This is a genomic window from Dactylosporangium sp. CA-152071 (assembly GCF_050936335.1).
GTDB lineage: Bacteria > Actinomycetota > Actinomycetes > Mycobacteriales > Micromonosporaceae > Dactylosporangium > Dactylosporangium maewongense.
Window position 1 is genome coordinate 4,553,388 of sequence record NZ_JBNJMZ010000001.1, and the last position, 26,242, is coordinate 4,579,629.

The window sequence follows — 26,242 nt, forward strand, 5'->3', positions numbered from 1 at the left end:
GCGGTCACCGCCCGGACGTCTTGCCGGCAGTACGGCGTACGCGACGCTCAACCGCGGTGAGCAGCGCCCTGCTCGTCTTGACGGCCGAGACCATCTGGTCCAGCGCCGCGTGGAGCCGACCCAGTTCTTCCGGGCAGGTCCCCCACAGGTCCCAGCAGCCAGGGTCGCCGATCTCGTGATGCGTGATGTCCCGCAGGGCCGCCGCGAACGTGCAGCCCGCCTCGTAGATGTCGTCCCGGTCGACGTCGGTGAACGCGTCGGCGGGCAGCAACCGCGCCGAGTCCGCCCGGGTCTTGGTGGTGCACCCGCCGCACTGCACCGCGTCGGGTGCGAGGGCCGCGAGGCGCCCGCAGGCGGGGCAATTCCGCCAGACCGCACCGTCCGGTGCCGTGATCCGGGCAGCGTCAACTACCTTGGCCATGACAGCCTTCTCCTCTGCAAGGGGTGGGGTTGGACGCCGGGGGCGGGAGACTCTTGCCGGAGATGGCCCGCCCCCAGGCGTCAGAACTTCAGGCGGCGGCGTTGACCGTCCGCGCAATCTCGCCGGGCGCGACCATGGCACCGGCGCGGATGGACCAGGCGAGCCGGGCGCGGCACTTGTGCGGCTGACGCTCGCCCTTGCAGCCTGTCGAGTCGTTGTACGGCGTCACCGTGAGATCGGTGAACGCCACCGGCGTGACGGTGAACCCGCCCCCGAGGTTGATGCCCTCCGGCGGTACGGGCTGATGCGGCGCGGCGATCTTCACCTTGACCTCGGTGGACCGGCCGAACTTCCCGGCCTCCGGGTCCTGGTCCATGACCTTGACGACCCACAGGCGGTTGCCCTGCTCATCGCGGGCCTGGTTGTCGTCCTGCCGGAGCCGGTCGAAGTCGACCAGCTTGTCGACGCTCAGGAACAGCGCCCCGTTCGGGAACACGTACTCGAACGGCACCGGAATCTTGATCGAGTTGGGTACCACGGTTGCCCCTTCGCTGTTGCCAGAACCCTGGCTACTTGACTAACCAAGTGAGCCAAGTATCGCCTTGGCCAACATGACTAGTCAAGCTTTGAGCGAAGGTCGTTTATGTCAGCGGGAGGACGGAAGCCAGCTCCGGCACGTCACGCGACAGCACAGCGTCGACGGCAAGGAGCGGCCGGCCGCTCGTATCAACCACCGCGAGCAGGGCAACGGCAACACAGCGACGCCGGTCGAGCTGAAGCGAAGCAGCCTCGGACGCCGTCGACATCCGCGCGCCGAGCCGCTCGACAACATGGTCGATCGCGAGGTCGCGACGGCGCGCCATGTGCGACAACAGACTTTCCGACAGCGGAGCAGTCGCAGCGAGTTCCGTTCCGTCGGCGATGCCCTCACCCACGAGGACGGTGCTCAGCCCATACGGCACGCCGCCGACCGCGAGGACATGCCTTCGAGCGATCAGCGGTGCGCCTGCGGCGCATCCGAGCACCGCGGCGATTCGGCCCGTCGCGCCAACACGGGCAACCCCGGTCAAGGTCGCACCCTGGTCGAGATCGAGCAGCAGGCGGACCCGACGAGGCAGCGACGTGAGGCCGGGCGCCGGACGGTCGAGGACGATCCGACCCTTGCCTTGGACGCCCTCGACCCAGCCGTGCAGCCGGAGGTATTCCAGGGCACGGACGACAGTGGAACGTGAGGCGCCGAACTCGCGGACGAGCTGGGCTTCACTGGGCAGCAGCGTGCCGACCGAGTAGGTCCGCCGGTCAATCCGCGCCTGCAAGGCGTTGATGATCTCGACATACTTCGGCGCACCCGACTCGATCGGCACTGTGACGACCCGACTCAGCCGCGCGCGACGGCGAGCATTCGGGACACCGCGGCGACGAGGTCCGCGGCCTGGTCCTCGGTCAGCTCGGTGCCCTCTTCGACCCCGTCGGGGAACTCCAGGAGGATGTTGGGCTTACCGCCATTGATGGTCCACAGGGTGACGTCGATCAGGCTCCCGGTGTCCGGGTCGGCGCAACCGACGACCGGCTGAGACCTGTGCGTCGCGTAGAGCACGCCGGGTTCGCCGACGTGGCATTCCGACCGCTCGCACCAGTGCGGGTGAACGACTTCGCTTCCGCTCACGGGACTTCCCCTCTGCTGCTGGACTTGGCTGCGACAAGCGCGACAACGTGCAGCAGCACCGGAACGGCCAGGTCTGCGGACCTGGGAGCGAGTGTTCAGCGTCGGCCCTACACCAACGGCCGCCCCGGCACTGGCGTGCACGACCCGGTCCCCCGTTCAGACCGGTTCGCAGATTTGACTAGCTTGGCTAGTCAGCTTCACGGTATTGCCGCAGGCCGATCCGGACAAGAGGACGCTCCCCAGATATTTCTCACCTGACTAGTCAGGTCATAGGCTGATCGCGTGAACGCCGAAGCGGACGACCTCGACGGCCTGGACCCGGACGACCCACGTCCCGCGTCTCAGCAGATCGCCAATGTGCTGCGCGCCGCGATCCTGACGCGCCGTTTCCAACCGGGCGAACGCCTTCCATCGCAGAACGAGCTTGCCGACCGCTACGGCGTCGCACGCGAAACGGTGAAGTCCGCTCTCCGCACCCTGCGCGAAGAACGCCTCATCGTCACCCGCCAGGGCAGCGGCGCTTTCGTTCGCGCCCAGACAGAACGCCCCGTCGGCCTGCGCCCGCACATCGAGGCCGCCTTCGAGCGCCAGCACGTGTCGATCGACTTCGCCGGCTTCTCCAGCGAAACCCTCCACGGCGCGCTGTCCGAACCGCTCGACAAGATCCGGGCAGGCCGACTGACGCCTGAGTCGATCGCGATCCGCATCCTGGTCCCCGACCACTCCAAGCCTGCTGCGGTCCCATCAGCCGCCGAAGGCCCGGAAGCCGACAAGGCAGTACGCGACCGCGCGACGCGGATCAGCAGGCGGCACAGCGAGGCAATCATCGACTCGGTCCGCGAGCTCGGCGACCTCGGCCTCGTCCGCTCCGCCAGCTGCGAAGTCCGCCAACACGGCACCGCGGTCCTGTTCAAGGTCTACATCCTGAACAACGCCGAGGCGTTCTTCGGCTTCTACCCGGTCGTCCGCCACAGCGTGACCATCAACCACGAATCGGTCCCGATCTACGACGTCATGGGCAAGGACGTCCCGCTCTTCCAGTTCGCCGCCGGCGACGACGAAGACGACATGCCCACCCAGTACGTCCAGCAGGCCCGCGCCTGGTTCGACAGCGTCTGGAACACCATCGCCCGCAAGCAGACCGCATGACGACCTCGCTCGCCACCTTCATGAGTCGAATTGAGGTCCTGCTACTTGATTTCGACGGCCCGGTGTGCGCCCTGTTCGCGACCTTTTCAGCGTCCGCCGTTGCCGACAGACTTCGCAGTGTTGCCGCATCGCACGGCCTTACCGCGACCGCGAAGGAGCCTCTCGCACTTCTCCGCGAGGTCGACCGGGCGGGTGATCCCACACTGAGCCGAGCAGTCGGTAACGCAGCACAGGAAGCCGAGATCGAAGCGGCACTCGGAGCGACGCAGACGCCGGGTATTCAGGCGGTGTTGGAAGCGGCAAAGGCCAGCCGACGCCGAGTCGCGATCGTCAGCAACAACTCAGACGAGGCGATAGCCGCCTGCCTCGCGCGCCACTCCCTCACCGAGCACGTCGACCTGGTCGTGGGCCGCTACTTCGGCATGCCTGCGCAACTACTCAAGCCGGACCCCCACCTGGTACAGCTCGCCCTCACGCGGTTGGACGCCTCAGCCAACACCGCTGCGTTCGTTGGCGACTCAGTTACCGACATCGAAGCAGGCCGTGCAGCCAGCGTGCGAACCATCGGCTACGCCAACAAGCCCGGCAAACACGAGCGGCTGACCACCGCCGGCCCCGACTACGTCATCACCAGAATGACCGACCTCGCAGAATCAATGCATGCAGCAGCCGCAAGCAGGTCATGATGGTCGGCTGGCCGACTCTCCCAGATGGAACTGCCGAAAGCATCGCCAAACGCTGGCCAGAGCGGGCATACGTCTGGGCCAAACACGTCGAAGCCGAACTCCGCGAATTATGCAGCAGGTACGACGCAACCCCCCGCGGGGTTCTGCCTGCTCGCTACGGGTTCGTCGTGGCTGTCACCACTCCACAGGGCTGCCTCGTCCTCCGTTCCAGCCCCGACCCAGACGCGTCGACGCAAGCTGACGTCGCCATCGCACTCGCCGACCTCGGGGTGGCTCCCGTGGTGTACGAAACGATTGGCTCAGAAGCTGGCTTCTGGACCGTTATGGATGAGGTGCAGCCCGGGGTTCCGTTGGCGCTTATGGATCGGAATACAGTCGACCTCGGTGCGCTTGCCGAACCGTTCGCCCAGATGAACAACCGGCCAGCACCCCGGCCAGGCATGCCATCCGTCTTCGACTGGCTACGACATCGCCTCGAAGACGACAACCTCACAGAACTGCCTGCATGGCGTGAGCCAGCACCGACCATCGAACGCGTAGCAGCGCTTGCCGCCCTTGATGAACTAGCCCGGACCGCCGAACCGTCGCTGTGTCACGGCGACGCGTCCACGTGGAATCTTCTCACCAGCGGCCGACACCACTGGAAGCTCATCGATCCACGAGGAGTTTCCGGAGAAGTCGCCTATGACGTGGCAGTTGCAGCACTCAAGCTGAGAAGCGCGCTGCCTCCCGAAGAGGCAGCAAGTCGTCTGTCGAAGCTAGTCGGTACGTCACCGTCCCGCGTCGCAGACTGGATGTTCATAGCCGACGCCGCCAGAGTGTGACGAATCAGAGCAACTTTGTTCAAATCAAATTGTCTTCAACCGACAACCCAACCGAACGTGACCTCACCGTGCATTCCTGCCTCGCACATTAAACCTAAGGCCAGTCCGATGGTATCAGTGCGCGGCCTCCGCGCCAGTTGTCAACCAACGCGTCCTGGAACCAATCGTCGGCCAAATTCGCATGGTCACAGACGATTATCTGCATCCTTCCTTCTGTCGCAGATACGAAATTCAACAGCAATTGGAACATTCGCCGCACGGCTTCCCAATCTGCATCTTCTACCTCAGAGGCGTCCGACACCTCTTCAGGGAAGAACGCCTGGGTTGGCTGGTCAAGCATCAAAAACCGCGGCACAGGTCGGTGCTGCTCAACGAACCATCGATGCAATGCGAGATGGGTCACCAGATGATAGCCGACGTGATTCTCTGCACTTCCAATCCGACTAAGCGGGCGCGGCCCCTCAGGAGTATCGGCTACAACAGTCAGATTTTTTACGTCAAGTCGAACATTATGTTCAGAATGCTCAAGACCCAAAGCGCGAGCTAGGTCCGTCATGTCCCTTGCGATTAGATTTAACCGACTACGCATCTCTTCAATTGGATCCTCAGCCGCGATCAGATCTTCCAACTCACTCACGCGACCTAGATGCCGAGCGACCGCCGCTCGCGCCTGTTCAACCGCCCCGGACGAAATTGCGGATCTCCCGTCCAACGCTTGGACTAGCCTGCCACGCACGTATGCCGCACGTACAGCACGATCTCGTTCGCTCTGCAGTGCGCGATCCGACTCGGCGACGGCATTCAAGGAGGCCAGGTTCTGGCGCATCTGATCTTTTATCTGTACAATTCGTTCTTGGATCTCTTCCAGACCCCGCCGGTGCCTCGGCCGAACTCCTTGCGTCCTTGAAAGCTCCGAATCGATGCGCTCTAAAAGAGCAGCAATCTCCGAAACGCTCGCATCAGGTTCCTCCAGCGCGGATTGGCATAGCGGGCACGTTGACTCGGACGCCTCAATTTGAGGAAGCAACTGAAGAGAAATCAGGCGACCTCGATGCGCCGAGAGCTCGCCGGCCAAGCTCTCTTCTTCTCTGTCGATCTTCCTAACCAGAGACAACTGGCTTTCAAGGTCTGAAAGATCGCTGCGGAGAGCATCTCGCTCCTCAACTAGCCGCTCGCGTTCCTCGCTGGGTTGCCCGTCGACGTAGGTGGGCTCGTCTACCGAGAAGGCTGCCTGTAACAATGTAGCCGCGAGCTGCTCATTTGGCAGTTCGAGCACAACGCGATCAACTATACCCTCGTTCACGGCCAATACGCCCAACGCTGCAAGCGACGAGTCTTGCGACTCCGCCTCGTTCTCGACCGCCGAAAGATCTCGTTCCGCGCGACGTAACGCACGCTGGGCAGAAAGAAGGTTCTGCGCTAGCGCCACCTGCCTAGGACCCGAAGCGCCGATAAAGTACGGCAATGTGTCCTTTATAGCTTGAGCGATTCTGCCTTCGGTCTGGCGATGAAAGAGCTGATTTTGATTCGCCACTTCACCCTGCTTCTGCAAGCAGAGAAGAAGAGCCTGCGCAACCGACACTTCAAATCCATAGCGGAGCGAATTGGCGTCAGGCTCCACTCTAAAACTTTCTATACCAAGTCTGGCATCAAGTTCTTCGCGAATTGCTTCCCGATCCGCATTTTCGCGAAGGTCCTCAAACCTTGGAAAGTCTAGGTCAGAAGATCCCGCCATTATCATCGCAGCGGAGGTGGACTTACCCTCGGGATTGGGTCGCGCCAGAACCAGCCGATCCTCACCAAATTGAAGCAGAGCCGCGAACCATGCTGTTGATTGAGTAATTCGGCCGATAGGAAGCGCTACCGTCGATCGTCCCAGACAGAACTCGACAATATCGAGTACGGCAGACTTTCCCGTTCCCGAACGCCCCGTAAGAACATTCAGAGCATTAGGTTTGAAGCGGACGTCACGACGTAGCCCACCGTGACTATAGAGGGCGATTCCCAACAGCTGCATCAAGGCCTCACTCCGAATAGCACGTACGCCGTAACTACGTCGACGGATGCAAACCATCGCCCCAGAAGAGAAGCAGCTCGACCGCAATCAACGACCTCGGCTCCCTGCGACTTGGAGAACTTCCGAGACCTACTGGCCGTGCTCAATCCGCCCGACTCAATGGCTAGCGCTCCCGACCTTAAAGCGAACCTCAACGCCTCTCGCGTAATTTGTGTAAGCGCTGCCGCACGCTGGGGGAACCCAGCCCGAAGTACAGGATGTTCATTCATCCAGGCAACGAGCTTCTTACGTGAAGACCTAGGCAGCGCCTGTCTCGTTTCCTCGTGAAGGACGGCAGGCAGCACCAAGAAGGCAAAGGGCAACGGCATCGGTCCAGACACTTCGCTCTCATACTCCCTGACCGCATGAATTAGCAAGATGCCGGTAAACGCAGGATTGAATAACGCTGCAGCCTCTGGCGAGCGTCTAGTGATCGCTGTCATCTACATCTGTTCCTGTTACGACATCCACCAACAGCGACTCTAGACGCTTCCCAAATTCGGGATGCCAGCCAATCTGAAACGGCCCATACCCGTCAGCAAGTTGATGGAATGTTCCCCTGTTCAGCCAAGGCTGGTCGAACCGCTCGCGCACTCTTGCCTTTGACGACTTGCAGAGCTCCTCGAAAATTTCCATGCCCGTTCTTGCGAGATCTTCTTCGCTGTCCTCGCGCCGTACGCGTGCCGCCGCCGCGTCGAACACCTGCTCCCATTCATCGTGCAGGGCAAAAGCGAATCGGTCTATCTCGACCTCACCAACCAGATGGCGTCGAAGCCACTCTGACCGCTGAGTAAATGCACGGTGATAGTCGCGAATCGCCTTTAGGAGACGAGTCTCGTCTAGCGCGATCCAAAGCAGTTGGGCAACAAAACGTCGCTCCCTGTAGAACTCGGCGTCTTCGGCCGAAAATGGGTCGTAAATTACCGGCGCTACCGGAAGGTTGCCTGGCTTGAATTGATCAAGTCTATCTTCGACGTAAACCCGAACGTCTTCCGCCGTGATGGCAGGCAAGGATCGATCGAGTAGTCGCACCGAAATTCCGCTCCACCAGCCCTTGAGGTATTCCAAAAACAGCGTTACATGATCCCGCGGGAGGCCATACCCAAGCGCCCGTTTCAGTTGCCCATCAATATCCTGCGCGGCGGGTGCTCCATCGTAGATAACTATTGCATCCACCAGGTCACGTCTGTCACTGCCGCTCATGTTCATGAACTTCTTACGCCAATTTACGGTTGTTTCGGACTTACTGTCGCGGGCTGCGGACTCTAGATCGGCGAGCACGGCGTCGACGTCACGATCGAACGGCCGCAGCTTCGCGAGAACCCCGCCGTCGGGAATGGTAGACGTGGTCAGCAGCCGCAGTACGGGTAACGTTTGACCTGAAAGACTACCTAAGGCGTCGATCCAGGAATTAATTGTCCGCCACAAGTCGACATTGTTCACAGTTAGATCGGAAGCGGGCACTGAATGATGCTTGGTTTGAAGCAATTCACTCGGCTGACCGCCGTGCAGAAACTCAATGTCGTCAAGCGTCTCCAGCCTCAATTGCACGCTCGGGTCATCGAAACCCCGCTGAATCAGCTCTACTAACGCCCACTGGCATTGGTAGATGTACCCGAGAGCACTCCCCGCTGCCGAGTGTGACGTGTGTCCCATACCTTCCGGAGGGTAGTGGCAACGTCGACGTTTAGCAATATCGAGGCGCATAAAATAGCCGATCGGCCACAGGTCGACGACGGGGAGACGTTACGGCGCCACCGGAGAGCATCTAGAGGACGCCGCAAGCCAGCACAGACGTTCGACCGTTACTTCGAGTACCCGAAGGCTAGAGGTCTCTACCACCGGGTCGCCCTAGGAAGCAAGACGCCGCACAGTCGGAGAGTCTCAATGACTGCCGAATTGCACTCTACGGAATCAAGGCGCGCCCCCTTCCGGGGCCGCGCTTTCCGAGGAGGACTCTTTGGGACGTCCTCCCGCGCTCTGTGTGCCCCAAACCCGCTCCCAGGCAAAGGAGTACAGCAGTACCACCTCTGCGCGGTCGTAGGCCCACCGGGCAACGGCACGCTCGAACGCAAGATGTTGGAGAGTGCGGCTAGCGAGTGTCTGTCCAATTTCGAGCGGTGCTACTCCGGGCGGCACAAGTCGTCGACGCAATTGCGGCCGATCTTCGGTTGTCGCGAGAAGTGGAACCGACCATCTGAACTCGCCGTCGTCGTCTGAATTGCGCTGCGTAAGATTAACGGTCGCCCGGAACGAACTCGGCAGACCGTCCAAGAGCTCTTGGTTTTCAGCTCTCTTCACGTCGCGATGAGGACCGTGCCCGCACGGCAGTGCTATGCGGACGACGCCGAGGTCGCCTGCAGCATGGAGCAGAAGCAGTTCCCACAATGCTGCGAGTTGGATCTCAGACCAACCACGGCCCGGCTGCCCCATTGCATGCAGTAGAAATGACCATTGTGGCAAACGAATGAAGTCACGAGCGTAAGCAAGCGCTTCATCAGCTTCGCCCGACTTCCTCAGGTCAGCAAGAACACTCTCCGCGACAAATTCGTGAATGGTCGACACGATGTATACCTACACCACGTTCGCTTGGCCCGAGCCGGACTGTCAGAGACTGTTCAAAGAAGCCTTCGTAGGTCCGTCGTGGTGCGAACCGCTACTCCCGTCGACACCGGTCGCTACGCTCCCTGCCAATTCCGCGGGTAGTTGCGCTCTCGCCTCCGGCGGGGACTCTAGCTCCGGGGAGGTCGCTCCGCTCCCCGCACCGTCGTCCAGGACGAGCCGAGCAGACCGGCACCGGGCCGCGCCAGGCCAAGCCGCTCCTCGTTCGCCTACGGCGAGCCTGGCCCACCGGCACCGCCCCGCTCCCTGGAATGTGGACGACGGCATACGGGCAGACTCCGCTTAGCGACCAGCCCGACAGGGTGCGGACGCAGCAACAGGACCGCCGCTCGCGCTCGGCCTGCTGGCGGCGCAAGCGCCGGCATCGGCCGGCGCGGCGGCTCTCAGCAGGCCGACCCAGTGCGCGAAGCCCACCAAACCAGAAGCTCAAGGGACGCCCAGAATGATCTTCACGTTGACGTACGACGGGCCGCTTAGCGGCTCGCATCGAAGTGCCTCCGCCAAGCATCACATCCGCCAAGCACTGCACCCCCAGCTGAAGGCTCTATGGAGGTCCGAACCGTTAGTGAGCCGGAAAGACTCGATCGACCCGGGCGCCACCGGGGAACTGTTGGCTGACGTCGCCGGACATGGCTTCGCCCCTCTCGTCCACGACCACCACCACCTGCGTGCAAAGCTTCAAATCCTCATGCTGCGCCGTGACGCCCCAGGGGGCGGCATCATCCACGGTGGCGACATCGACAACCGGCTGAAGACTCTCCTAGACGGACTACAACGACCTCAGCATCCGCAGGAGATACCCAGTGGTTGGCAGCCGAACGAGGACGAACGGCCGCTCTTCTGCCTGCTCGACGATGACCGCCTGGTCACTCGCGTTGATGTTGACACCGCACGTTGGTTGGAGCCGGGGGACCACGAACATGTCCGCCTCGTGATCACAGTCAATATCTGGTCGCCACAGATGACGTACTGGTCCATGGGCATCGCCGGGTAGCCGGGCCTCTTGCGGCGGGACGATCGCCGTCGAGGCTGAGCACCGTCGGGGCTTGGGGCGATCGGCTGCCGCGCCGGCTTCGCCGGCTTGCCACCGATCCCCCGTGGTTGCTGTGGTCGGTGGCCTTGGCTGTACAGCCAGCCGTACAGCCAAGGCCACCGGTTGCCGCCTACGTCAGCCGACGTTCTCCGACACGCTGACCTGGGCGGGAGGCCGCAGGCCAGGTGTCGGTGAGCTTCTTCTAATCCCAAGGTCGTAGGTTCGATCCCTACCGGGCGCACCACTTCGGCGCTGGTCAGGCGCCTGTTCGGTCGCTGTACACCGAAGAGGCGCCTGCGGGTGCGCCTTCCAGACAGCCAGCCAGAGTTAGGTGCCGGCTAAGGGGTTGGGGGGCGGTCGACGACGGCGGCGCCGTTGTCCAGCATCCGCTGCTTCACCTCGCGGTAGAGGGCGTCGTCCTCGATGATCACTGTCCCGCGGGCTTGTACGTCGAAGATGGCGTGGCCGCTGGGCACTCGCAGCAGGACATAGCGGTCGTCGTGTGATTCCCAGTGGGCCCGGTACGCGTCGATCGTCATGGGGTGAAGTTTCGCTCCTGGGCCCGTGCGGTACGGGGGCGGCGCCCAGCGTGTCGAGGTCGGGTGTCGGGTGGGTGACGTCTGCACGGAATGCGATGTGGGCTGCGCGGGAGGCAACACCGGCGGGGTGCGGGTGGGGCACGGTTCGGGGTATGGGACTCAGGACCAGGTTCACGGAGGCGTTCGGGCTCACGACGCCGATCGCGCAGGCGGGGATGGCGTTCGTGGGGATGACGCCGGAGTTGCCGGTGGCGGTCAGCAACGCGGGGGCGCTCGGGTCGCTCGGGGTGGGGTTGATGCCGGCGGCGGCGTTGGCGCAGACGGTGGCGGCGATACAGGCGAAGACGGATCGGCCGTTCAACGTCAACTTCATCACGGTGTTCACGGAGCAGGCGCAGATCGACGCGGTGTGTGAGGCCGGGGTGGCGGTGGTGTCGTTTCACTGGGGGCATCCGCCGCGGAGGTGGATCGAGCAGCTGCACGGGGCGGGTGTGCGGGTGTTCGAGCAGCTCAGCTCGGTTGACGCGGCGAAGCGGGCGGTTGACGACGGGGTGGATGTGGTCGTCGCGCAGGGGCAGGAGGCGGGCGGGCACAACGCGGCGACGTTGCCGGTGTTCGCGCTGGTGCCGCTGGTCGTGGACGCGGTGGCGCCGGCGTTGGTGCTGGCGTCGGGTGGGATCGCGGACGGGCGGGGCGTGGCGGCGGCGCTGATGCTGGGGGCGGACGGGGCGTGGGTCGGCACGCGGTTCGTGGCCAGCGGCGAGTCGGGGGCGCACGACGGGTACAAGAGCCGGTTGCTGAGCTCGGACGCCACGGAGACGGTGAGCACGTCGATGTTCGGGCCGGACATGCCGGACTTCAACCCGATGCGGGTGCTGCGGAACCGGGTCGTGCGCGAGTGGCTGGACGCGCCGCCGGCGGAGGCGGACGACGCGCCGCTGCCGGTGATCGGGGAGACGGTGCTGGGTGGGGAGACGGTGACGATGCACCGGTTCTCCAACCTGGTGCCGATGCGCGGGCTGACCACCGGTGATCTCGAGGAGATGCCGCTGCTCGCCGGGCAGGGTGTCGGGCTGGTCACCGAGCTGCGGCCGGCGGCGGAGATCATCGAGGCGATGACGGCCGACGCGGTGGCGATGCTCGGGCGGTACGGAGGCCGCCACGAAGGCGGACACGAAGGCGGACACGGGGGTTAGCCGCAGCACGAAGACGGTGGTCAGGGGGTGTGTGAGGCGGGGCGCAGCGGCGGACAGTGAAGGGCATGATTCTTCTGGACTCCGGCCGGCCACCCGTCGCGGTGCGCGCGGCGACCGGGTTGTGGATCGGCGCCGTCGGGCTCGGCGCGGTGGAGACGGTGATCGTCGTGGGGGCCGGCCAGGCCGGCGAGAATCCCCTGTTCGGGGTGCTGTTCCGGTGCGTGGTGTACGCGGCGGCGGTGCTGACCGCGCTGCGGATGCGGGCGGGGCGGCGGTGGGCCCGGATCGCCCTCGCCGTCGTGCTGGGCATCGTCGGCACGTTGTCGCTGGTCATCGAGCCGATCTCGTGGCTGGCCGACGGCAACTCGCTGAGCGCGGCGACCGCCGACGCGGACCTGACCTGGTGGGCGATCGCGGCGGCCAGGACGTTGCACGTGGCCGCGGTCTGGGCGGCCGTGCCGCTGATGTTCACCGGGTCGGCGAACCAATACTTCAGAAAGCACCGGTGACGCTGTCGGAAGGGCGTCGCAACCATGTCGGCGGTGGTGGGAGCGGGCGTTGCATGGCTGCTGGGAGCGGCATAGGAGACGTGCAGTGGACAACCGCAGCTACTGGACGACGTCGGCACTCGCACCGGCCGAGCAGTTCACGCATTGGCGGGAGCTGATCTGCGAGGCGTTTCTGGCGCTGACGCCGGAGTCGGATCTGAGGGACGGGTTCGCCGGGTCGGTGACGCAGTGGCGGCTGGGCGAGCACAGCATGGCGAGGATCGAGTCGCAGCGGCAGGTGGTGTACCGGACGGAAGCCGCCGTCGCCAGCGACCCGATCGGCGGCTACTACGCGAATCTGCAGGTCAGCGGCACGAGTCTGATGGTGCAGCACGGGCGGGTGGCCACGCTCCGCCCGGGCGGCCTGGCCGTGGTCGACGCCGACGAGCCGTTCCGGTTCGAGTTCGGCGGTGATTTCCGGCAGCTGTCGCTGTTCGTACCGGCGAAGACACTGCGAGCCAACGGCCCGGTGCGGACGGCGACGGCGATCGACACCGTCACCGGGGTCGGGGCGGCAGTGCGGCACTCGATGGAGACCCTCGCCAGGGGGCCGATGCGGGAGTCGGCGGCGAACCGGCTGGCCGCGCACGCGGCGGGCATGCTGTCGATCGCGCTCGAACCGTCGATCCTGACACCGGTGCGGTCGCCCAAGACGTACCGGACATGCATCGACGACATCGAAGGACATCTGACCGACGAGGACCTGTCACCGGCGGCGACCGCACGGCGCCTCGGCATCTCCGTCAGGACGGTGCACGCACTCTTTTCGGGAGCAGGAGCGGGGCAGGGGGAGTCCTACGCGGCCACGGTGCGGCGACTGCGGCTGGAGCGCGCGGCGCGGCACCTGGCCGACCCGGCGATGCGGCACCTGCGGGTCATCGACGTCGCCACGGAGGCGGGCTTCGGCAACGTGGCCAGCTTCCATCGGGCGTTCCGCAAACAGTTCGGCCGGACGCCAAAAGAAGCCCGTGAGTGAATGCAAGAACGCGCCCGGCCATACATCGAATGCAGGTCGCGGCTAGCTGAAGGACACCGGGCGTTCATCGACTCTGATAAAAGTGTGCGGCATGAAGAGGCTCAGCCGCCGCACGTTCGTCCTCAGTGGACTGGCCACCGCCGGGGCCGTCGCACTGCCGTTGACCAGCGCTCAGGCCGCCGTCCCGTTCCCGTTCAAGCTCGGCGTCGCCTCGGGCGAGCCGGCCTCAGACAGCGTCGTGCTGTGGACCCGGCTCGCCCCGTCGCCGCTGAACGCCGACGGTCAGGGCGGCATGGCCAACGCCGACGTCACCGTCGACTGGCAGGTGTCCACGACCGACACGTTCAGCTCGCTCGTCGCGTCGGGGTCGGTCACCGCACGTTACGCGGACGCGCACTCCGTGCACGTGGTCGCGGGCGGGCTCGCGCCCGACGCCGAGTACTACTACCGCTTCCGTGCGCAGGGCCACCTGTCCCCCGTTGGCCGGACCCGCACCGCGCCCGCGCCCGGCACCGTGGGCCGCAACCTGGTGATGGCGTTCGCGTCGTGCTCGCACTACGAGTCGGGCTACTTCACGGCCTACCGCCGCATGGCCGAGGACCGCCCGGACCTGATCCTGCACCTGGGCGACTACATCTACGAGGGCGGCACGGGCTCCAGCGGCGTCCGCCAGCACGCCGGCGCCGAGATCGTCTCGCTCGCCGACTACCGCCGCCGCTACGCGCAGTACAAGTCGGACCCGGACCTGCAGGCGGCGCACGCGATCGCGCCGTGGCTGGTCGTGCCCGACGACCACGAGGTCGAGAACAACTACGCCAACATGGTGCGCAACGACAGCAGCCCGGTGCTGACGGCGGCGCAGTGGACCGCCCGGCGCACCGCCGCCTACCGCGCGTACTACGAGAACATGCCGCTGCGGCCGAGCCAGGCGCCGACGGGCAACAGCATCCCCCTGTACCGCCGGGTCGGCTGGGGCACGCTCGCCACGTTCCACATGCTCGACACCCGGCAGTTCCGCGACGACCAGGCCTGCGGCGACGGCTGGAAGGTGTGCGCCGCCGCAGACACCGCATCGCGGTCGCTGACGGGCGCGGCGCAGGAGGCGTGGCTGCTCGACGGCCTCGCCCAGCACTACGGCACCTGGGACATCCTCGGCCAGCAGGTGTTCTTCGCCCGGCAGTACGACGCCAGCGGCGCCGCCAACATGGACGCCTGGGACGGCTACCGCGCGTCCCGGTCCCGCATCCAGCAGGGCTGGATCGACCGGTCGGTGCGTAACCCGCTCGTGCTCACCGGCGACGTCCACGCGGCGTGGGGCAACGACCTGAAGGCCGACTACGCCAGCAGCTCCTCCGCGACCATCGGCACCGAGCTGGTCTGCACGTCGATCACGTCCGGCGGCAACGGCTCGACGACCACCACGATCCCCAACTCCGGCACGAACCCGCACCTGAAGTTCTACTCCAACCTGCGCGGTTACGTCCGGACCACGATCAGCCCCGCTCAGGTGCGGGCCGACTTCCGCGCGGTCAGCTCGGTCACCGAGCACGGCGCGGCCGCCACCACCCTCAAGTCGTTCGCGATCCTCGACGGCCAGCCCGGCCTTCGGGCCCTGTAGGAGAAACCTTTTCAATGGCAGCCATCACCTCGGTCGCGCTCGCCGCGACCCTCGCCGCCACGTCGATGACGTGGACGACGGCCAACAGCGTCGCCACCGGCGACCAGGACACGCCGGCCATCGCCGCCAACCGCAACGGCCAGGTCGCCGTGGTCTGGGAGGACGACCGGGACAGCACCGCGCCCGAGAACAACTCCCACTCCGACGTCTGGCTGCGGCTGTTCACCGACGGCGTCGCGAAGTACGAGCTCAAGCTGTCGGCCGGCGGCACGTCCGGCACGAACTGGAAGCACATCAGCCCCGACGTCGGCCTCGACGACAAGGGCAACGCCGTCGTGGTCTGGGCCGAGGACCCGGACGGCAACGGCGCGTTCAACATCGTCTACCGGGTCGTCTCCCCCACCGGCACGGTCACCGCGTCCGGCCGGGCCAACGCGGACGCCGCCAGCGACCAGATCCTGCCGAAGGTTGCCGTCGACCCGGACGGCGCGCCCAGCACCGGGGCGGTCGCGTTCAGCGTCGTGTGGGAGGACGTGCAGGGCACCACGTACAGGGTCAAGGCCGCCGGGTACACGGGCCCGACGACGAAGGCCTACGAGGTCTTCGCGTCGCAGACCACCGGCGCGCACCACCAGCCCGACGTCGCGGTCTCGGCGTCCGGCGACGCCCTGGTCGTCTGGGACGAGGACGCCGACGCCAACGGGTTCTACAACATCGGTCTCGTACGCCTGGCGAAGGCCAACGGCGCGGTCAACCTCTCCCGCCGTACCGCCAACAGCCTCGGCGACGGCCAGCAGCGGCGGGCGGCGATCGCGGCGTCGTTCTCGGGTGCCTTCGCGGTCGCGTACGAGTCGGACCACACCGGCACCGCCGGCGTGTGGACCCGCTCGTTCCTCGCCGACGGCACGCCGCGGCACGTGGAGGTCCTGTCGGCGAACGGTGGCGCCGCCCCCTCGATCGGCATCGACGACCAGGCGAACACGGTCGCCGGCTGGACTGTGGGCGGGCTCGACGTGTGGGTCCGCGGGTTCAACCCCGACGGCACCGGCACGGGCCGCCTCGCCTCGCAGGTCCTCAGCCAGACGGCGACGGGCCGGCAGGAGCAGCAGGTCGTCGCGGTGTCGCCGTGGGGCGAGGTCAGCGTCGCGTACACCGACGACAACGACGGCAACACGTTTGACCAGGTCATCCTCGGCACGGGAGGCAGCAACTCCGACTGGTGACACCTCCGGCCTGATGTGCGCGCTATTGTTGAACCGTCAACGAACAGGAGCGCGCATGATCACGATCGAGGTCTGGTCCGACATCGTCTGCCCGTGGTGCTACATCGGCAAACGACGCCTCGAAACCGCCCTGTCGACGTTCGACGGGGCGGTTTCGGTGCAGTGGCGCAGCTTCCAGCTCGACCCGTCGACGCCGGTGGGCGACCCGCGGCCGGTCGGCGAGTCGCTGGGCGCGAAGCTGGGGCTGCCCCAGGCTCAGATCGACGGCATGTTCGAGCACGTCACGCAGCTCGCGGCGGCCGAGGGTCTGGCGTACGACTTCGCCCGGGCCCGCACCGCCAACACCTTCGACGCGCACCGGCTGCTGCACTTCGCCAAGGCCCACGGCCTGCAGGCGGAGCTGAAGGAACGGCTCCTGCACGCGTACTTCACCGAGGGTGCCGACGTCGGCGACCAGGTGGTGCTCGCGGGGCTCGCCGCCACGGTCGGGCTGGACGAGGTGGCGGCCAAGCAGGCTCTCGCCGACGGCTCATTCGAGGCCGACGTCCGTCAGGACTTCGCGCAGGCCCGCGCGTACGGCATCAGCGGCGTGCCGTTCTTCGTCTTCGACCAGAGGATCGGCGTGTCCGGCGCGCAGCCCGTCGAGGTGTTCGAGAAGGCGCTGCGGTCCTGATCGCTTCACGTGCACTTGCGGGTGCGAATGGTAGAGGCAACAGGCGCACAGTCAAGTGGCAGGTTTGTGATGCACGTGCACCGCGGACGTGAATGACTGCGTTCAGGCGGACACAAACCGCGTCACCGGTTCTACGCTGCTTGCATGAGCGCTGACGTGCTGCACGCCTACCGTATGCAGGTCGCCCGCGGTGTTCGCCGGTTGTCCACCGACGATACCGAGCAGGTGGCGACGCTGCTGGAGCAGCTGGGCTATCCCCAGGAAGGGACCGACACCGCCGGGCGCCTGCGTTCCTGGGTCGACCACCCCGCGGGGGGCGCGTTCGTCTGGGACGAGCGGGGCCGCCTGCTGGGCGTCATCGCTGCGCACATCATCCCGTCGTTCGAGAAGGACGGGTCGTGGCTGCGGATCGTCGCGCTCGCCGTCGCCGACTCGGCGCGCGGGCGCGGGATCGGCACCAGCCTGGTCGCGGCGGCGGAGACCTTCGGCCTCATGCGCGGCTGCCACAGCGTCGAGGTGACCAGCCTGCGGACCCGCGAGGGCGCGCACGCGTTCTACAAGGCGCTCGGGTATTCGGACCGCTCCGACGCGGCGGGGCGCTTCCTGCGACAACTCCCCTGATGTCCTTTTCGCCCTCTTTGTGATTTTGTGCAGGGCGGGCGAGATTCGCTTCCGCTGCCGCGCCGTTGTCCACAGCGTCGCCGCTTTCCTTGGGCGCGGCTTTGTCGGAGGCGCTTGCCTCGGGTCAGGCGTTGAGCTTGGCGGCCAGGGTCTTGGCCACCTCGACCAGGCCCGTGTCCGCGGCGGCGGGGAGCTCGCCGCCGCCGAGGTTGGCGACGGACAGCACCACGATCAGGTTGCTGACCCGCATCGTGATGATCTGAGGCTGGCCGATGGCGCGGACCCGCTGGCGGACCGCCTGGTCGCCGACGCCGTCGAGGGGCTCGCTCTCGGTGCCGCTGGTCACTTCGAGGTAGCGGGAGGCGAGCTCCGGGCCGCCGACCGTGCCCTTCTTGGGCACGACCGTGAAGCCGACGTTGAGCTGCGTCTGGCCGTCCCCCGCCGTGCAGTTGGCGCCGTCGGCCTCGACCTTCGCCGCCGGTACCACCGCCGCCACCGCTGAAGCGTCGAGCACCGCGCAGTCAGGTGCGGCGCTGAAACGCCCCGCTTCGGTGAAGACACCGAGCGTGTATGCCACGCCGAGGCCCGTCGCAGCGAACGCGGCGACCACCGCGAGGACGATCAGGGCGATTCGCCAGAAGCGCTGCATCGCGTCATTCTAGGGGCGCCTGCCCGACGGCCACTCGTGCGAGCATCTTGTGCGCAGGTTGAAGTCCGGCTTAAGCCCATGGTCCTCGACCAGCGGGTTCTGATACCACCAATGGCAGTGGAACCACATGAGACACGATCAACCATGACCGTCCCCCGGCAACAACGCCCGGCGAGCAGCCTCGCCGCCCCGGCGGCACGACCCGTCGAGCACAACAGCGCCGGACGGCTCCTGCTGCGCACCCTGTTCTGGGGCGGTCTCGCGCTGGCGCTGCTGCCCTGGTGGCTCGGCACGAAGGCCGGCTCGATCGACACCGGCGCGGAGATCTTCCAGTCGGCCGGCCGGGTCACCGGCCTGATCGCCGGCTACCTGCTGCTGGTGCAGGTGATCCTGATGAGCCGGCTGGCCGTCCTGGAGCGCTGGATCGGCGCCCGCCACCTGGGCCTGTGGCACCGCGAGCTCGGCGGCTCCGTCCTGATCATGATCCTGGCCCACGCGGCGCTGATCACCGTCGGTTACGCGTACGCCGACCGGGTCGGTTTCGTCAGCGAGCTCGGCACGATCCTGACCGAGTACGAGGACATGGTCACCGCCTTCCTCGCGGCCGGCATGCTGGTGTGCATCGGCCTGCTGAGCATCCGCGGGCTGCGCCGGGCCCTGCCCTACGAGCTGTGGTACTTCCTGCATCTGACCGCCTACCTGGCGCTGCTGCTCGGCTTCGCCCACCAGTTCTCCAACGGGCAGGAGCTCTTCAAGCCGGGCCTCGGCCGGACGCTGTGGATCGCCTTCTACGTCGTCATGGTCACCGCGGTCGTCTGGGGGCGCATCGTGGCGCCGCTGACGTTCAACCTCCGGCACCGGCTCCAGGTGGCCGACGTGGTCGCCGAGGGCCCCGACATGGTGTCGATCTACATCACCGGCAACCGCCTGCACGACATGGACGCGCAGGCCGGCCAGTTCTTCCGGTGGCGCTTCCTGTCGCGCGGGCTGTGGTGGCAGGCGCACCCATTCTCGCTCTCCGCCGCGCCGAACGGCCGCTGGCTGCGGCTCACCGTCAAGACCGTCGGCAGCCACACGATGGCGATGCGCGACCTGCGCCCCGGCGTGCGGATCTTCGTCGAGGGCCCGTGGGGCGACTTCACCGCGAGCCGCCGGGTCAAGTCGCGGACCGTGCTCATCGCGGCGGGCAGCGGCATCGGGCCGATCCGCGCGCTGCTGGAGGAGCTGCCGCCCGGCGCGGTGGTCATCTACCGGGCGTCCGCCGTGCACGACCTGCACCTGCGCGACGAGCTGGAGCACCTGGCCGACCTGCGGCACGCCACGCTGTGGTTCGTGGTCGGCGACCGGCGCGACCCCGGCCCCCGGCGCCTGTTCACGCCCGCCGGGATGCGGGAGCTGGTGCCCGACATCACCGAACGCGACATCTACCTGTGCGGCCCAGACGGGCTGGTCACGCAGTCGCTGCAGGTGCTGCGGCGGCTGCGGGTCCCGCGCCGGCAGATCCACCTCGACCCCTTCGAGTTCTAGCTTCTTGTTGAGAGTTGGTCCCTCGTGAGACGCGCGATGATCGCCCTGATGGGCACCGCGGCGGGCACCGTCCTGCTGGTGGGTGCCAAGGCCGGTTTCAGCAGCCCCACCGACCGCCCCCTGGACCCGCAGGCCGTCGGCGCGACCGGCCCCGTGCCGTCGGCGTCCGGGGGCCCGCCCTCGGCGGTCACGATGCCGCCCGGCAACGGCGCCGCGCCCACCACGACGACGGCCACGACGACGGCCGCGGCACCCCCGGCCGGTGGCGGCGGCACGAAGACGACCAGCACGCCGAAGCCCACGACGGCGGCGCCGAAGCCACCCCGCACCACGATGAAAGACGGCACCTTCGGCGGCAACAGCGTCTACGTCGAATACGGCTCGGTCGAGCTCTCGATCGTCGTCTCCGGCGGCAAGATCACCGACATCAAGGTCCTGGACTCGCCGAGCAACCACTCGCGCTCCGTGCAGATCAACAACAACGCCCTCCCGAAGCTCAAGTCCCAGGCCCTCTCGAAGCAGAGCGCGGACATCGACACCGTCTCCGGCGCCACCTACACCAGCTCGGGCTACAAGCTGTCGCTGCAGTCGGCGATCGACCGCGCGTTCCAGGCGTGACCTGTGCTCGTGCGGGTCGAGCACGTGATGGGGATGGCGGTCAGCCTCGACCTGGCCGACCCGCTGCCGGTGCCCGAGCTGGAGCGGCTGGCCGACGAGGTCTTCGCCTGGCTGCGCCTGGTCGACACCACCTTCAGCACCTACCAGGCCGACAGTGAGATCAGCCGCCTCGGCCGCGGCGAGCTGCGCCGCTCCGACTGCTCGCCGCTGGTCGGCGAGGTTCTCGACCGGTGCGCCGAGCTCTGGGACGAGACCCGGGGCTACTTCGACATCATGGCCGGCGGCCGCCTCGACCCCTCCGGCTACGTCAAGGGCTGGGCGGTCCAGCGCGCGTGCGACCGCCTGCTGCTGCTCGGCTCCTCCCACCACTGCCTGAACGCCGGCGGCGACGTCTTCGTCCGTGGCGCCGCCCCTGGCCGTCCGGCGTGGCGGGTCGGCATCCGCCACCCCTGGGAGGCGATGTCCCTCGCGTGGGTCCTGGAGGTCACCGACATGGCGGTGGCGACCTCTGGCACGTACGAGCGCGGCCTGCACGTCGTCGACCCCTTCACCGGCGAGCCGGCCGCCGCCCTGCGCTCGGTCACCGTGGTCGGCCCGGACCTCGGCACGGCGGACGCCTACGCCACGGCGGCCCTGGCCATGGGCGAGGCAGGCATCGACTGGCTGGCCCAGCTCCCCAACCACGAGTGCGCGGTCGTCACCGAAGACGGCCGCGCGATGCGCTCCGACGGGCTGCCGGTGGCCCCCAGCACCTGACCATCCCCGGCGAGACGATCGCAGACCGCCCTCAGGTCCTCGACGGCACCCGCTCCCACCCGCTTTCCCGCGCCAGGCTGCAGCCCGTCTACGAGACCCGCCGCCCGCCCACTTCCCACGCCTGACTCCGGCCCGTCTACGAGACCCGCTGCCGCCCGCATCCCACGCCTGGCTCCGGTCCGTCTACGAGACCCGCTGCCCGCCCGACTCATTGCCTGCTACCCGCCCCGGCCCCAGCCCGACGCTCTGCCTGTTGCCCGCCCGGCTCCAGCCTGCGACCGGCACGTGCCCGACCATGCGGACTGCGGCCGACCTGGTCTGATGGCGCAGCTTCGCGAGGGGACCGGATGCCCGCCCGGCTTCGCGCCCGACAGGCCCACAAACCGCGACCCCCGCCGCCCGGCCCAGCACGAAACACCCGCAACCGGCTTCGCGCCCGCTCCCGGCCCGCGGCACGCTTCGACCCGCCCATGGGGCTGGCTCCCCGCCCGACTCCACCCCGGGACCGGGTTCGCGTCCCCGCCCCGGCTCCGGATCACCCGCGAGACCCGTTCCGCCAAACTCCGGCCCGTGGCTGCCTCACACCCAACTCTGCCCACGACCGACTGACCACCACCTGTCAACGAGATCCGCTCCACGCACCGAATCCTGCCGGTGTCCTGCCTCGCGCCTGACCTCGGCACTGCTCCGGCCGCGACCAGTTCACCGCCCCGGCTCCGGCCCACGAAGCGCTACCCGCCGAGCTCCAGCCCGGCACCAGCCTGCGGCTCGGTTCGCGTCCAGCTCCGACCCGCCCACAGGACCCGCCTCGTGCCCGACTCCGGCCCGCGACCCGCTTCCCGCGCCCGCTCCTGCCTCCGCGACCCGCTTCCTGCGCCTGGCTGCAGCCCGTCTACGAGGCCGGCTTCGGGACGGCCAGGTCCAGATACTCGAGCAGGTGCTCATGGGTCGGCGCGGACATGTCGGGTGTGAAGTGCAGGTAGCGCAGCCGCTTGCCCGTCCCCTGCAGCAGCCCGTGCGGATCGGGCAGGTCGGCGCCGTGCTCGAAGCCGACCGACACCGAGTCGGTGCCGGGGAAGATGGCCGCGACATAGCCCCGCTCAGGATGGTGGAACCCTAAGCCGTGCCAGCCTCGATAGACGCGCTCGGTCAACTCGGGCCGGGCTTCCACGATGACGTCCCGCAGGTGGCGGGCGAGCACGGCGATGTCTGGGCAGCTATCGGCGAGAAGTTGGTCGAGGCCGGGAGGCTCGATGGCTATCATGCCGACACCTCACCACATGGGTACGACAATTCCAGCGGCTTTTCCTACCAGTCGAACGTGGGCCCCTGGACCGACCCGCCGAGCAGGATCGCCCGGTCTATGTAGACCCACTTCTCCACCACGTAGTACTGACGGCCGCGCGGCGGGGTGACGTCGAACGGACCGCAGTCGTGGCTGGGTGCGAAGTCGGTGAACATCAGCTCACGGCACACGCGCGGGCCGTCGACGACGTTCCTGGTCTCAGCGTCGACGAGCGACATGGAGATGTCGGCCTGGATCGCCGGGAGCGCCGAGACGTGCCCCACCATGCGGACCGCGGCGGAGCTGGTCTGATGGCACGGCTTCGCGAGGACCGGATGCCCGATGTCCCATGTGTACTCCTCGGCGCACTGCCACGCACCCCACACGATCGCCTCGACAGGACCGGCCGAGCGGGTGGGCACACCACCTCTGATCTTCTCGCCGCCAGATGTACGACCACCGCCCACCGACGGCGTGACACCGATCTGCGGCAGCGCGGGCTGACCGGCGACGCTCGGCGGCAGCGCGTCCGGACGCTGGACCGCTGTCTGCGCGCTGGGCTGGTGCACGACCCGCCAGGCGGGGACCGCGACGACCGCCAGCGCCGCCAGTACGACGGCCAAAACTGTCATACGTGAGCGCGATGATGTCGGTGGTCGGGGCTTCGGCACCGGCGGCTCGAAGGAGGGCAGCAGCTCATGGATCACTGGCTGGGGCGGCAGAGCGGGATCGTCGGCGGTGCGCTTCGCCACCACGCGCAGCGTGTGCGCGAGTTCCTTCGCCGTCGGGCGGCGGCCTGGACGCTTGTCCATGCAAGCCCCCACGACCCGCCAGACGGTCTCCGGCATCCCCTCCACACGCTGCGGCGACTCGTCCACGTGCCGCCGCAGGATCGCCCAGGCCGGGCCCCCGGCATAGGGCGGCCGCCCGGCGACGAGCTCGAAGAGCACCACGCCGAGGGCGTAGACGTCCGCCGCCGGCGCGGGGCGGCCGCCGTAGACGGTCTCCGGCGCGATGTAGTTGGCGGTGCCGACGAGCGCGCCCGGCGTCGTCATGCTCGGCGTGTCGAGCACCCGCGCGATGCCGAAGTCGGTGAGGCGGGTGTGCGGCTGGCCGCCGTCGCGGTCGAGCAGGATGTTGTCGGGCTTCAGGTCGCGATGGACTATGCCGCGCCGGTGCGCCGCCGAGAGAGCGTCGGCGACCTGGGCGAGCAGTGTCGCGGCCTCGGCCGGCGGCAGCGTGCCGCGCTGGTGCAGGTGGTCGCGGAGACTGCCGCCGTCGACGAGGTCCATGACGAGGCCGAGCGACGTGCCGACGGTGACCAGGTCACGGACCCGCACGATGTGCGGGTGGCGGAGCATGAGGAGGATCGCGCGTTCCTGGACGAAGCGGTTGACCGCCTTCGGCTCCGCCATGAGGTCTTCGCGCAGCAGCTTGACGGCGACCTCGTCGTCACCCTGGAGCGCGCGGGCACGCCACACGGTCCCGGTGCCACCGCCGCCGATCGGCTCGATCAGCTGGTAGGCGTCACCGATGCGGTAACCGGTGAGGTCCTCGCTGAGCGACCGGAGACCGTCGTCGGTGTCGTCGCGCGCTTCGGGGGGAGTACGCATCGGGCTATTCGTACAGAATGCAAGATGAAGGTCACAACCGTTACCAGGCAGTACTCCCCATGTGGGGGACCCCTTGAGCGGCGTGGACCTTCACAGGCGCCGATACATGATATGGAAGTCGACCAACCCGTACTTCGTGCTGCGGAAGCCGTCCGGAATCGTGCCGACGATGATGAAGCCGAGCGAGCGCCACAGCCGCACGGCGACGGTGTTGGTGGACACGACCGCATTGAACTGCATCGCCGTGAAGCCGCGCTCGCGGGCCCGGTCAAGGCAGTGCTCGCCGAGGGTACGGCCCAGGCCTCGCCCCCGGGCGCGGGTCGACACCATGAAGCTGGCGTTCGCCACGTGGTCGCCGAGGCGACCCTTGTTGGGACCGACCTTGTAGGTGCCGAGCACGTCGCCGTCCTCGACCGCCACCCAGACCTCGAAGGGGGGCGGCAGCAGCCAGTGCGACCTGGCGTCCTGCTCGGTGGAGTTTGGGTCGTTGTCATAGCTCTCGCCGGCGGACACGACCTCGTGCCACACGTCCCAGAGGCCCGAGTGCTGGCCTTGCCAGTCGTCGTCGACAAAGCGCCTGATCTCCACGCTGTTCATTCAACACGTCAGGTGGCAGGCTCTGCATTCGTGTTCGATGTGTTGAGCGACGCATTCAGCCGGTTGCCCGCGCCCCCGCGTGAGGTCGTCATCGCCACCGCAGTCGTGGCGCTGCTGGCGGTCCTGTTGCGGCCCGCCTGGCGGGTCATGCGCAACTTCATCACCATCGCGCACGAGGGCGGCCACGCCCTGGCGGCGGTGCTGAGCGGCCGGCGGCTCTCCGGGATCCGGCTGCACTCCGACACGTCGGGCCTGACGCTGTCGAGGGGCCGGCCCAACGGGCTCGGCATGGTGGTCACCGGGCTCGCCGGGTACATCACGCCGTCGCTGCTGGGCCTCGGCGCGGCCGCTATCCTCGGCGTGGGCCGGATCACAGTGCTGCTCTGGCTCCTGCTGCTCCTGCTCGTCGCCATGCTCATCATGATCCGCAACGTCTATGGCATGGTCTCCGTCGTGGTCGCCGGCGCGATCATCTTCGCGGTCTCGTGGTTCGGCTCGCCGGAGGTGCAGGGCGCGTTCGCGTACGCCTTCTCCTGGTTCATGCTGCTCGGCGGCGTGCGGGCCGTGTTCGAGCTGCAGCAGTCACGCTTCCGCCGCCAGGCACCCAACTCCGACGCCGACCAGATCGGCCGGCTGACCCGAGTGCCCGCGATCGTCTACGTCGCGTTCTTCGTGATCGTGTCGCTGGCGTCGCTCGCGTTCGGCACCCGGCTCATGCTCGGCCCCGTGGCGGACCTCATCTCGGGCTGACACCTCCACCACCCGTCACTGACCTGCTCCAGGCCGGCCCGGCTCGACCCACCCATCCCGACGACCCCGTCACGACAGCAACCGACCAGTCGACCCACCCGCTCCGGCGACGGCGCTGCGCCAGATCCGCGTCTGGGGCTGAGTGCCCCTGGACCAGGCCCAGCGCCGCGACAGCAGCCGACCTGCTCAACCCAACCCCCACGACCCCGCCACGAATGCAGCCGGCCGGATCGACCTAGCTTCGACGCCCCACCGCGATGGCGGTCGGTTCGCGGCGAGCACCATGGCATCAGACGGCGGAAAGGCGCCGTCGCAGCCGGGCACCGCCGGCGATCGACGCGATGCTCCACGGCGCTGAGGTGAGGCATCACACCGGTCGATCGCGGACGGCGACGGCCGATGGGCAGCGTCACGCCCGGCGAGCGCGGCGCCCACCGCGGACCCCTCGGGCAGCGCGGCGCTCACCGCAGACGCCCAGAAGCAGCGCGGCGCTCACTGCGGACTCCTCGGGCAGCGCGGCGCTCACTGCGGACTCCAGAAGCAGCGTGGTGAGCCGTGCGGAACGGGACACCGCCCGCCCGCTGCATCGATCGCCC

At 67.3% G+C, this 26,242-nt stretch carries 28 protein-coding genes; 15 read left to right on the top strand and 13 right to left on the bottom strand.

Going from position 1 to position 26,242, the window contains the following annotated elements:
* Positions 1–4 precede the first annotated feature (4 nt).
* The 4 genes from ACQEVZ_RS20410 to ACQEVZ_RS20425 all read right to left on the bottom strand — a co-directional run bounded on the left by ACQEVZ_RS20410 (position 5) and on the right by ACQEVZ_RS20425 (position 2,087).
* Positions 5–421, bottom strand: a complete 417-nt coding sequence (locus ACQEVZ_RS20410) for a hypothetical protein (protein WP_433368784.1) — start codon at positions 419–421, stop codon at positions 5–7.
* A gap of 88 nt (positions 422–509) precedes the next feature.
* Positions 510–959: a hypothetical protein gene (locus ACQEVZ_RS20415; RefSeq protein ID WP_433368787.1), complete on the bottom strand. Its 450-nt coding sequence runs from the start codon at positions 957–959 to the stop codon at positions 510–512.
* Between the two features lie 103 nt (positions 960–1,062).
* A complete protein-coding gene (locus ACQEVZ_RS20420) occupies positions 1,063–1,785 on the bottom strand; it encodes a GntR family transcriptional regulator (protein ID WP_433368790.1) in 723 nt (240 codons plus the stop codon).
* Between the two features lie 14 nt (positions 1,786–1,799).
* Positions 1,800–2,087 (bottom strand): hypothetical protein, encoded by a 288-nt coding sequence (locus ACQEVZ_RS20425; RefSeq protein WP_433368793.1) that lies wholly within the window; start codon positions 2,085–2,087, stop codon positions 1,800–1,802.
* A 282-nt stretch (positions 2,088–2,369) separates the two neighbouring features.
* Here ACQEVZ_RS20425 and ACQEVZ_RS20430 point away from each other — a divergent pair, with 282 nt between their 5' ends.
* Genes ACQEVZ_RS20430 through ACQEVZ_RS20440 form a run of 3 tightly spaced genes read left to right on the top strand, consistent with a single transcriptional unit; the run spans position 2,370 to position 4,746 of the window.
* Positions 2,370–3,236 carry a GntR family transcriptional regulator gene (locus ACQEVZ_RS20430; protein WP_433368796.1) on the top strand — a complete coding sequence of 289 codons (867 nt, stop codon included), beginning with the start codon at positions 2,370–2,372 and terminating at the stop codon, positions 3,234–3,236.
* Positions 3,233–3,922, top strand: a complete 690-nt coding sequence (locus ACQEVZ_RS20435) for an HAD family hydrolase (protein ID WP_433368799.1) — start codon at positions 3,233–3,235, stop codon at positions 3,920–3,922. The genes ACQEVZ_RS20430 and ACQEVZ_RS20435 overlap by 4 nt, the downstream gene beginning before the upstream one ends.
* Complete coding sequence (locus tag ACQEVZ_RS20440; protein ID WP_433368802.1) at positions 3,919–4,746, top strand: phosphotransferase; 828 nt, start codon at positions 3,919–3,921, stop codon at positions 4,744–4,746. The genes ACQEVZ_RS20435 and ACQEVZ_RS20440 overlap by 4 nt, the downstream gene beginning before the upstream one ends.
* Before the next feature lie 94 nt (positions 4,747–4,840).
* On the opposite strand, the gene ACQEVZ_RS20445 is transcribed toward ACQEVZ_RS20440, so the two are convergent.
* The 4 genes from ACQEVZ_RS20445 to ACQEVZ_RS20460 form a co-directional block, all read right to left on the bottom strand.
* Positions 4,841–6,763 (bottom strand): DUF3732 domain-containing protein, encoded by a 1,923-nt coding sequence (locus ACQEVZ_RS20445; protein WP_433368805.1) that lies wholly within the window; start codon positions 6,761–6,763, stop codon positions 4,841–4,843.
* Positions 6,763–7,245: a three component ABC system middle component gene (locus tag ACQEVZ_RS20450; protein ID WP_433368808.1), complete on the bottom strand. Its 483-nt coding sequence runs from the start codon at positions 7,243–7,245 to the stop codon at positions 6,763–6,765. The genes ACQEVZ_RS20445 and ACQEVZ_RS20450 overlap by 1 nt, the downstream gene beginning before the upstream one ends.
* The gene (locus ACQEVZ_RS20455; RefSeq protein WP_433368811.1) at positions 7,229–8,353 is read right to left on the bottom strand and encodes an ABC-three component system protein; all 1,125 of its coding nucleotides are present in this window, start codon (positions 8,351–8,353) and stop codon (positions 7,229–7,231) included. Before ACQEVZ_RS20455 ends, ACQEVZ_RS20450 begins: the two co-directional genes overlap by 17 nt.
* 363 nt (positions 8,354–8,716) lie before the next feature.
* Positions 8,717–9,367 carry a hypothetical protein gene (locus ACQEVZ_RS20460; protein WP_433368814.1) on the bottom strand — a complete coding sequence of 217 codons (651 nt, stop codon included), beginning with the start codon at positions 9,365–9,367 and terminating at the stop codon, positions 8,717–8,719.
* 499 nt (positions 9,368–9,866) lie between these two features.
* Here ACQEVZ_RS20460 and ACQEVZ_RS20465 point away from each other — a divergent pair, with 499 nt between their 5' ends.
* Positions 9,867–10,418, top strand: a complete 552-nt coding sequence (locus ACQEVZ_RS20465) for a hypothetical protein (protein ID WP_433368817.1) — start codon at positions 9,867–9,869, stop codon at positions 10,416–10,418.
* Positions 10,419–10,795: 377 nt separating this feature from the next.
* On the opposite strand, the gene ACQEVZ_RS20470 is transcribed toward ACQEVZ_RS20465, so the two are convergent.
* Positions 10,796–10,996 (bottom strand): hypothetical protein, encoded by a 201-nt coding sequence (locus ACQEVZ_RS20470; RefSeq protein ID WP_433368820.1) that lies wholly within the window; start codon positions 10,994–10,996, stop codon positions 10,796–10,798.
* A gap of 152 nt (positions 10,997–11,148) precedes the next feature.
* Here ACQEVZ_RS20470 and ACQEVZ_RS20475 point away from each other — a divergent pair, with 152 nt between their 5' ends.
* The 7 genes from ACQEVZ_RS20475 (at position 11,149) to ACQEVZ_RS20505 (ending at position 17,851) form a co-directional block, all read left to right on the top strand.
* Complete coding sequence (locus ACQEVZ_RS20475; RefSeq protein WP_433368823.1) at positions 11,149–12,192, top strand: NAD(P)H-dependent flavin oxidoreductase; 1,044 nt, start codon at positions 11,149–11,151, stop codon at positions 12,190–12,192.
* A gap of 65 nt (positions 12,193–12,257) precedes the next feature.
* Positions 12,258–12,701 carry a hypothetical protein gene (locus ACQEVZ_RS20480; protein WP_433368826.1) on the top strand — a complete coding sequence of 148 codons (444 nt, stop codon included), beginning with the start codon at positions 12,258–12,260 and terminating at the stop codon, positions 12,699–12,701.
* An 85-nt stretch (positions 12,702–12,786) separates the two neighbouring features.
* Positions 12,787–13,716 (top strand): helix-turn-helix domain-containing protein, encoded by a 930-nt coding sequence (locus ACQEVZ_RS20485; RefSeq protein ID WP_433368829.1) that lies wholly within the window; start codon positions 12,787–12,789, stop codon positions 13,714–13,716.
* Positions 13,717–13,807: 91 nt separating this feature from the next.
* Positions 13,808–15,334, top strand: a complete 1,527-nt coding sequence (locus ACQEVZ_RS20490; protein ID WP_433368832.1) for an alkaline phosphatase D family protein — start codon at positions 13,808–13,810, stop codon at positions 15,332–15,334.
* A gap of 14 nt (positions 15,335–15,348) precedes the next feature.
* Positions 15,349–16,557 (top strand): hypothetical protein, encoded by a 1,209-nt coding sequence (locus ACQEVZ_RS20495; RefSeq protein ID WP_433368835.1) that lies wholly within the window; start codon positions 15,349–15,351, stop codon positions 16,555–16,557.
* Positions 16,558–16,612: 55 nt separating this feature from the next.
* Entirely contained in the window at positions 16,613–17,230 is a 618-nt protein-coding gene (locus ACQEVZ_RS20500; RefSeq protein ID WP_344513732.1) for a DsbA family oxidoreductase, read from the top strand.
* A 144-nt stretch (positions 17,231–17,374) separates the two neighbouring features.
* Positions 17,375–17,851 (top strand): GNAT family N-acetyltransferase, encoded by a 477-nt coding sequence (locus tag ACQEVZ_RS20505; protein ID WP_433368838.1) that lies wholly within the window; start codon positions 17,375–17,377, stop codon positions 17,849–17,851.
* A 124-nt stretch (positions 17,852–17,975) separates the two neighbouring features.
* Here ACQEVZ_RS20505 and ACQEVZ_RS20510 read toward each other — a convergent pair whose 3' ends face one another.
* The gene (locus ACQEVZ_RS20510) at positions 17,976–18,500 is read right to left on the bottom strand and encodes a hypothetical protein (RefSeq protein WP_344513728.1); all 525 of its coding nucleotides are present in this window, start codon (positions 18,498–18,500) and stop codon (positions 17,976–17,978) included.
* A 144-nt stretch (positions 18,501–18,644) separates the two neighbouring features.
* On the opposite strand from ACQEVZ_RS20510, the gene ACQEVZ_RS20515 reads away from it, so the two are divergent.
* Genes ACQEVZ_RS20515 through ACQEVZ_RS20525 form a run of 3 tightly spaced genes read left to right on the top strand, consistent with a single transcriptional unit; the run spans position 18,645 to position 21,401 of the window.
* A complete protein-coding gene (locus ACQEVZ_RS20515) occupies positions 18,645–20,027 on the top strand; it encodes a ferredoxin reductase family protein (RefSeq protein WP_433368841.1) in 1,383 nt (460 codons plus the stop codon).
* Between the two features lie 24 nt (positions 20,028–20,051).
* Entirely contained in the window at positions 20,052–20,645 is a 594-nt protein-coding gene (locus ACQEVZ_RS20520; protein WP_433368844.1) for an FMN-binding protein, read from the top strand.
* A 3-nt stretch (positions 20,646–20,648) separates the two neighbouring features.
* Positions 20,649–21,401, top strand: coding sequence for an FAD:protein FMN transferase (locus ACQEVZ_RS20525; protein WP_433368847.1), 753 nt, complete (start codon positions 20,649–20,651; stop codon positions 21,399–21,401).
* An 892-nt stretch (positions 21,402–22,293) separates the two neighbouring features.
* Here ACQEVZ_RS20525 and ACQEVZ_RS20530 read toward each other — a convergent pair.
* From ACQEVZ_RS20530 to ACQEVZ_RS20540, 3 genes are all read right to left on the bottom strand, one after another.
* A complete protein-coding gene (locus tag ACQEVZ_RS20530; RefSeq protein WP_433368850.1) occupies positions 22,294–22,665 on the bottom strand; it encodes a DUF1801 domain-containing protein in 372 nt (123 codons plus the stop codon).
* A 44-nt stretch (positions 22,666–22,709) separates the two neighbouring features.
* Positions 22,710–24,299: a serine/threonine-protein kinase gene (locus ACQEVZ_RS20535; RefSeq protein ID WP_433368853.1), complete on the bottom strand. Its 1,590-nt coding sequence runs from the start codon at positions 24,297–24,299 to the stop codon at positions 22,710–22,712.
* 90 nt (positions 24,300–24,389) lie between these two features.
* A complete protein-coding gene (locus ACQEVZ_RS20540; RefSeq protein WP_433368856.1) occupies positions 24,390–24,896 on the bottom strand; it encodes an N-acetyltransferase family protein in 507 nt (168 codons plus the stop codon).
* Between the two features lie 30 nt (positions 24,897–24,926).
* Between ACQEVZ_RS20540 and ACQEVZ_RS20545 the strand changes: the two genes are divergently transcribed.
* Entirely contained in the window at positions 24,927–25,646 is a 720-nt protein-coding gene (locus tag ACQEVZ_RS20545) for a M50 family metallopeptidase (protein ID WP_344513716.1), read from the top strand.
* The last annotated feature ends 596 nt before the right edge of the window (positions 25,647–26,242 follow it).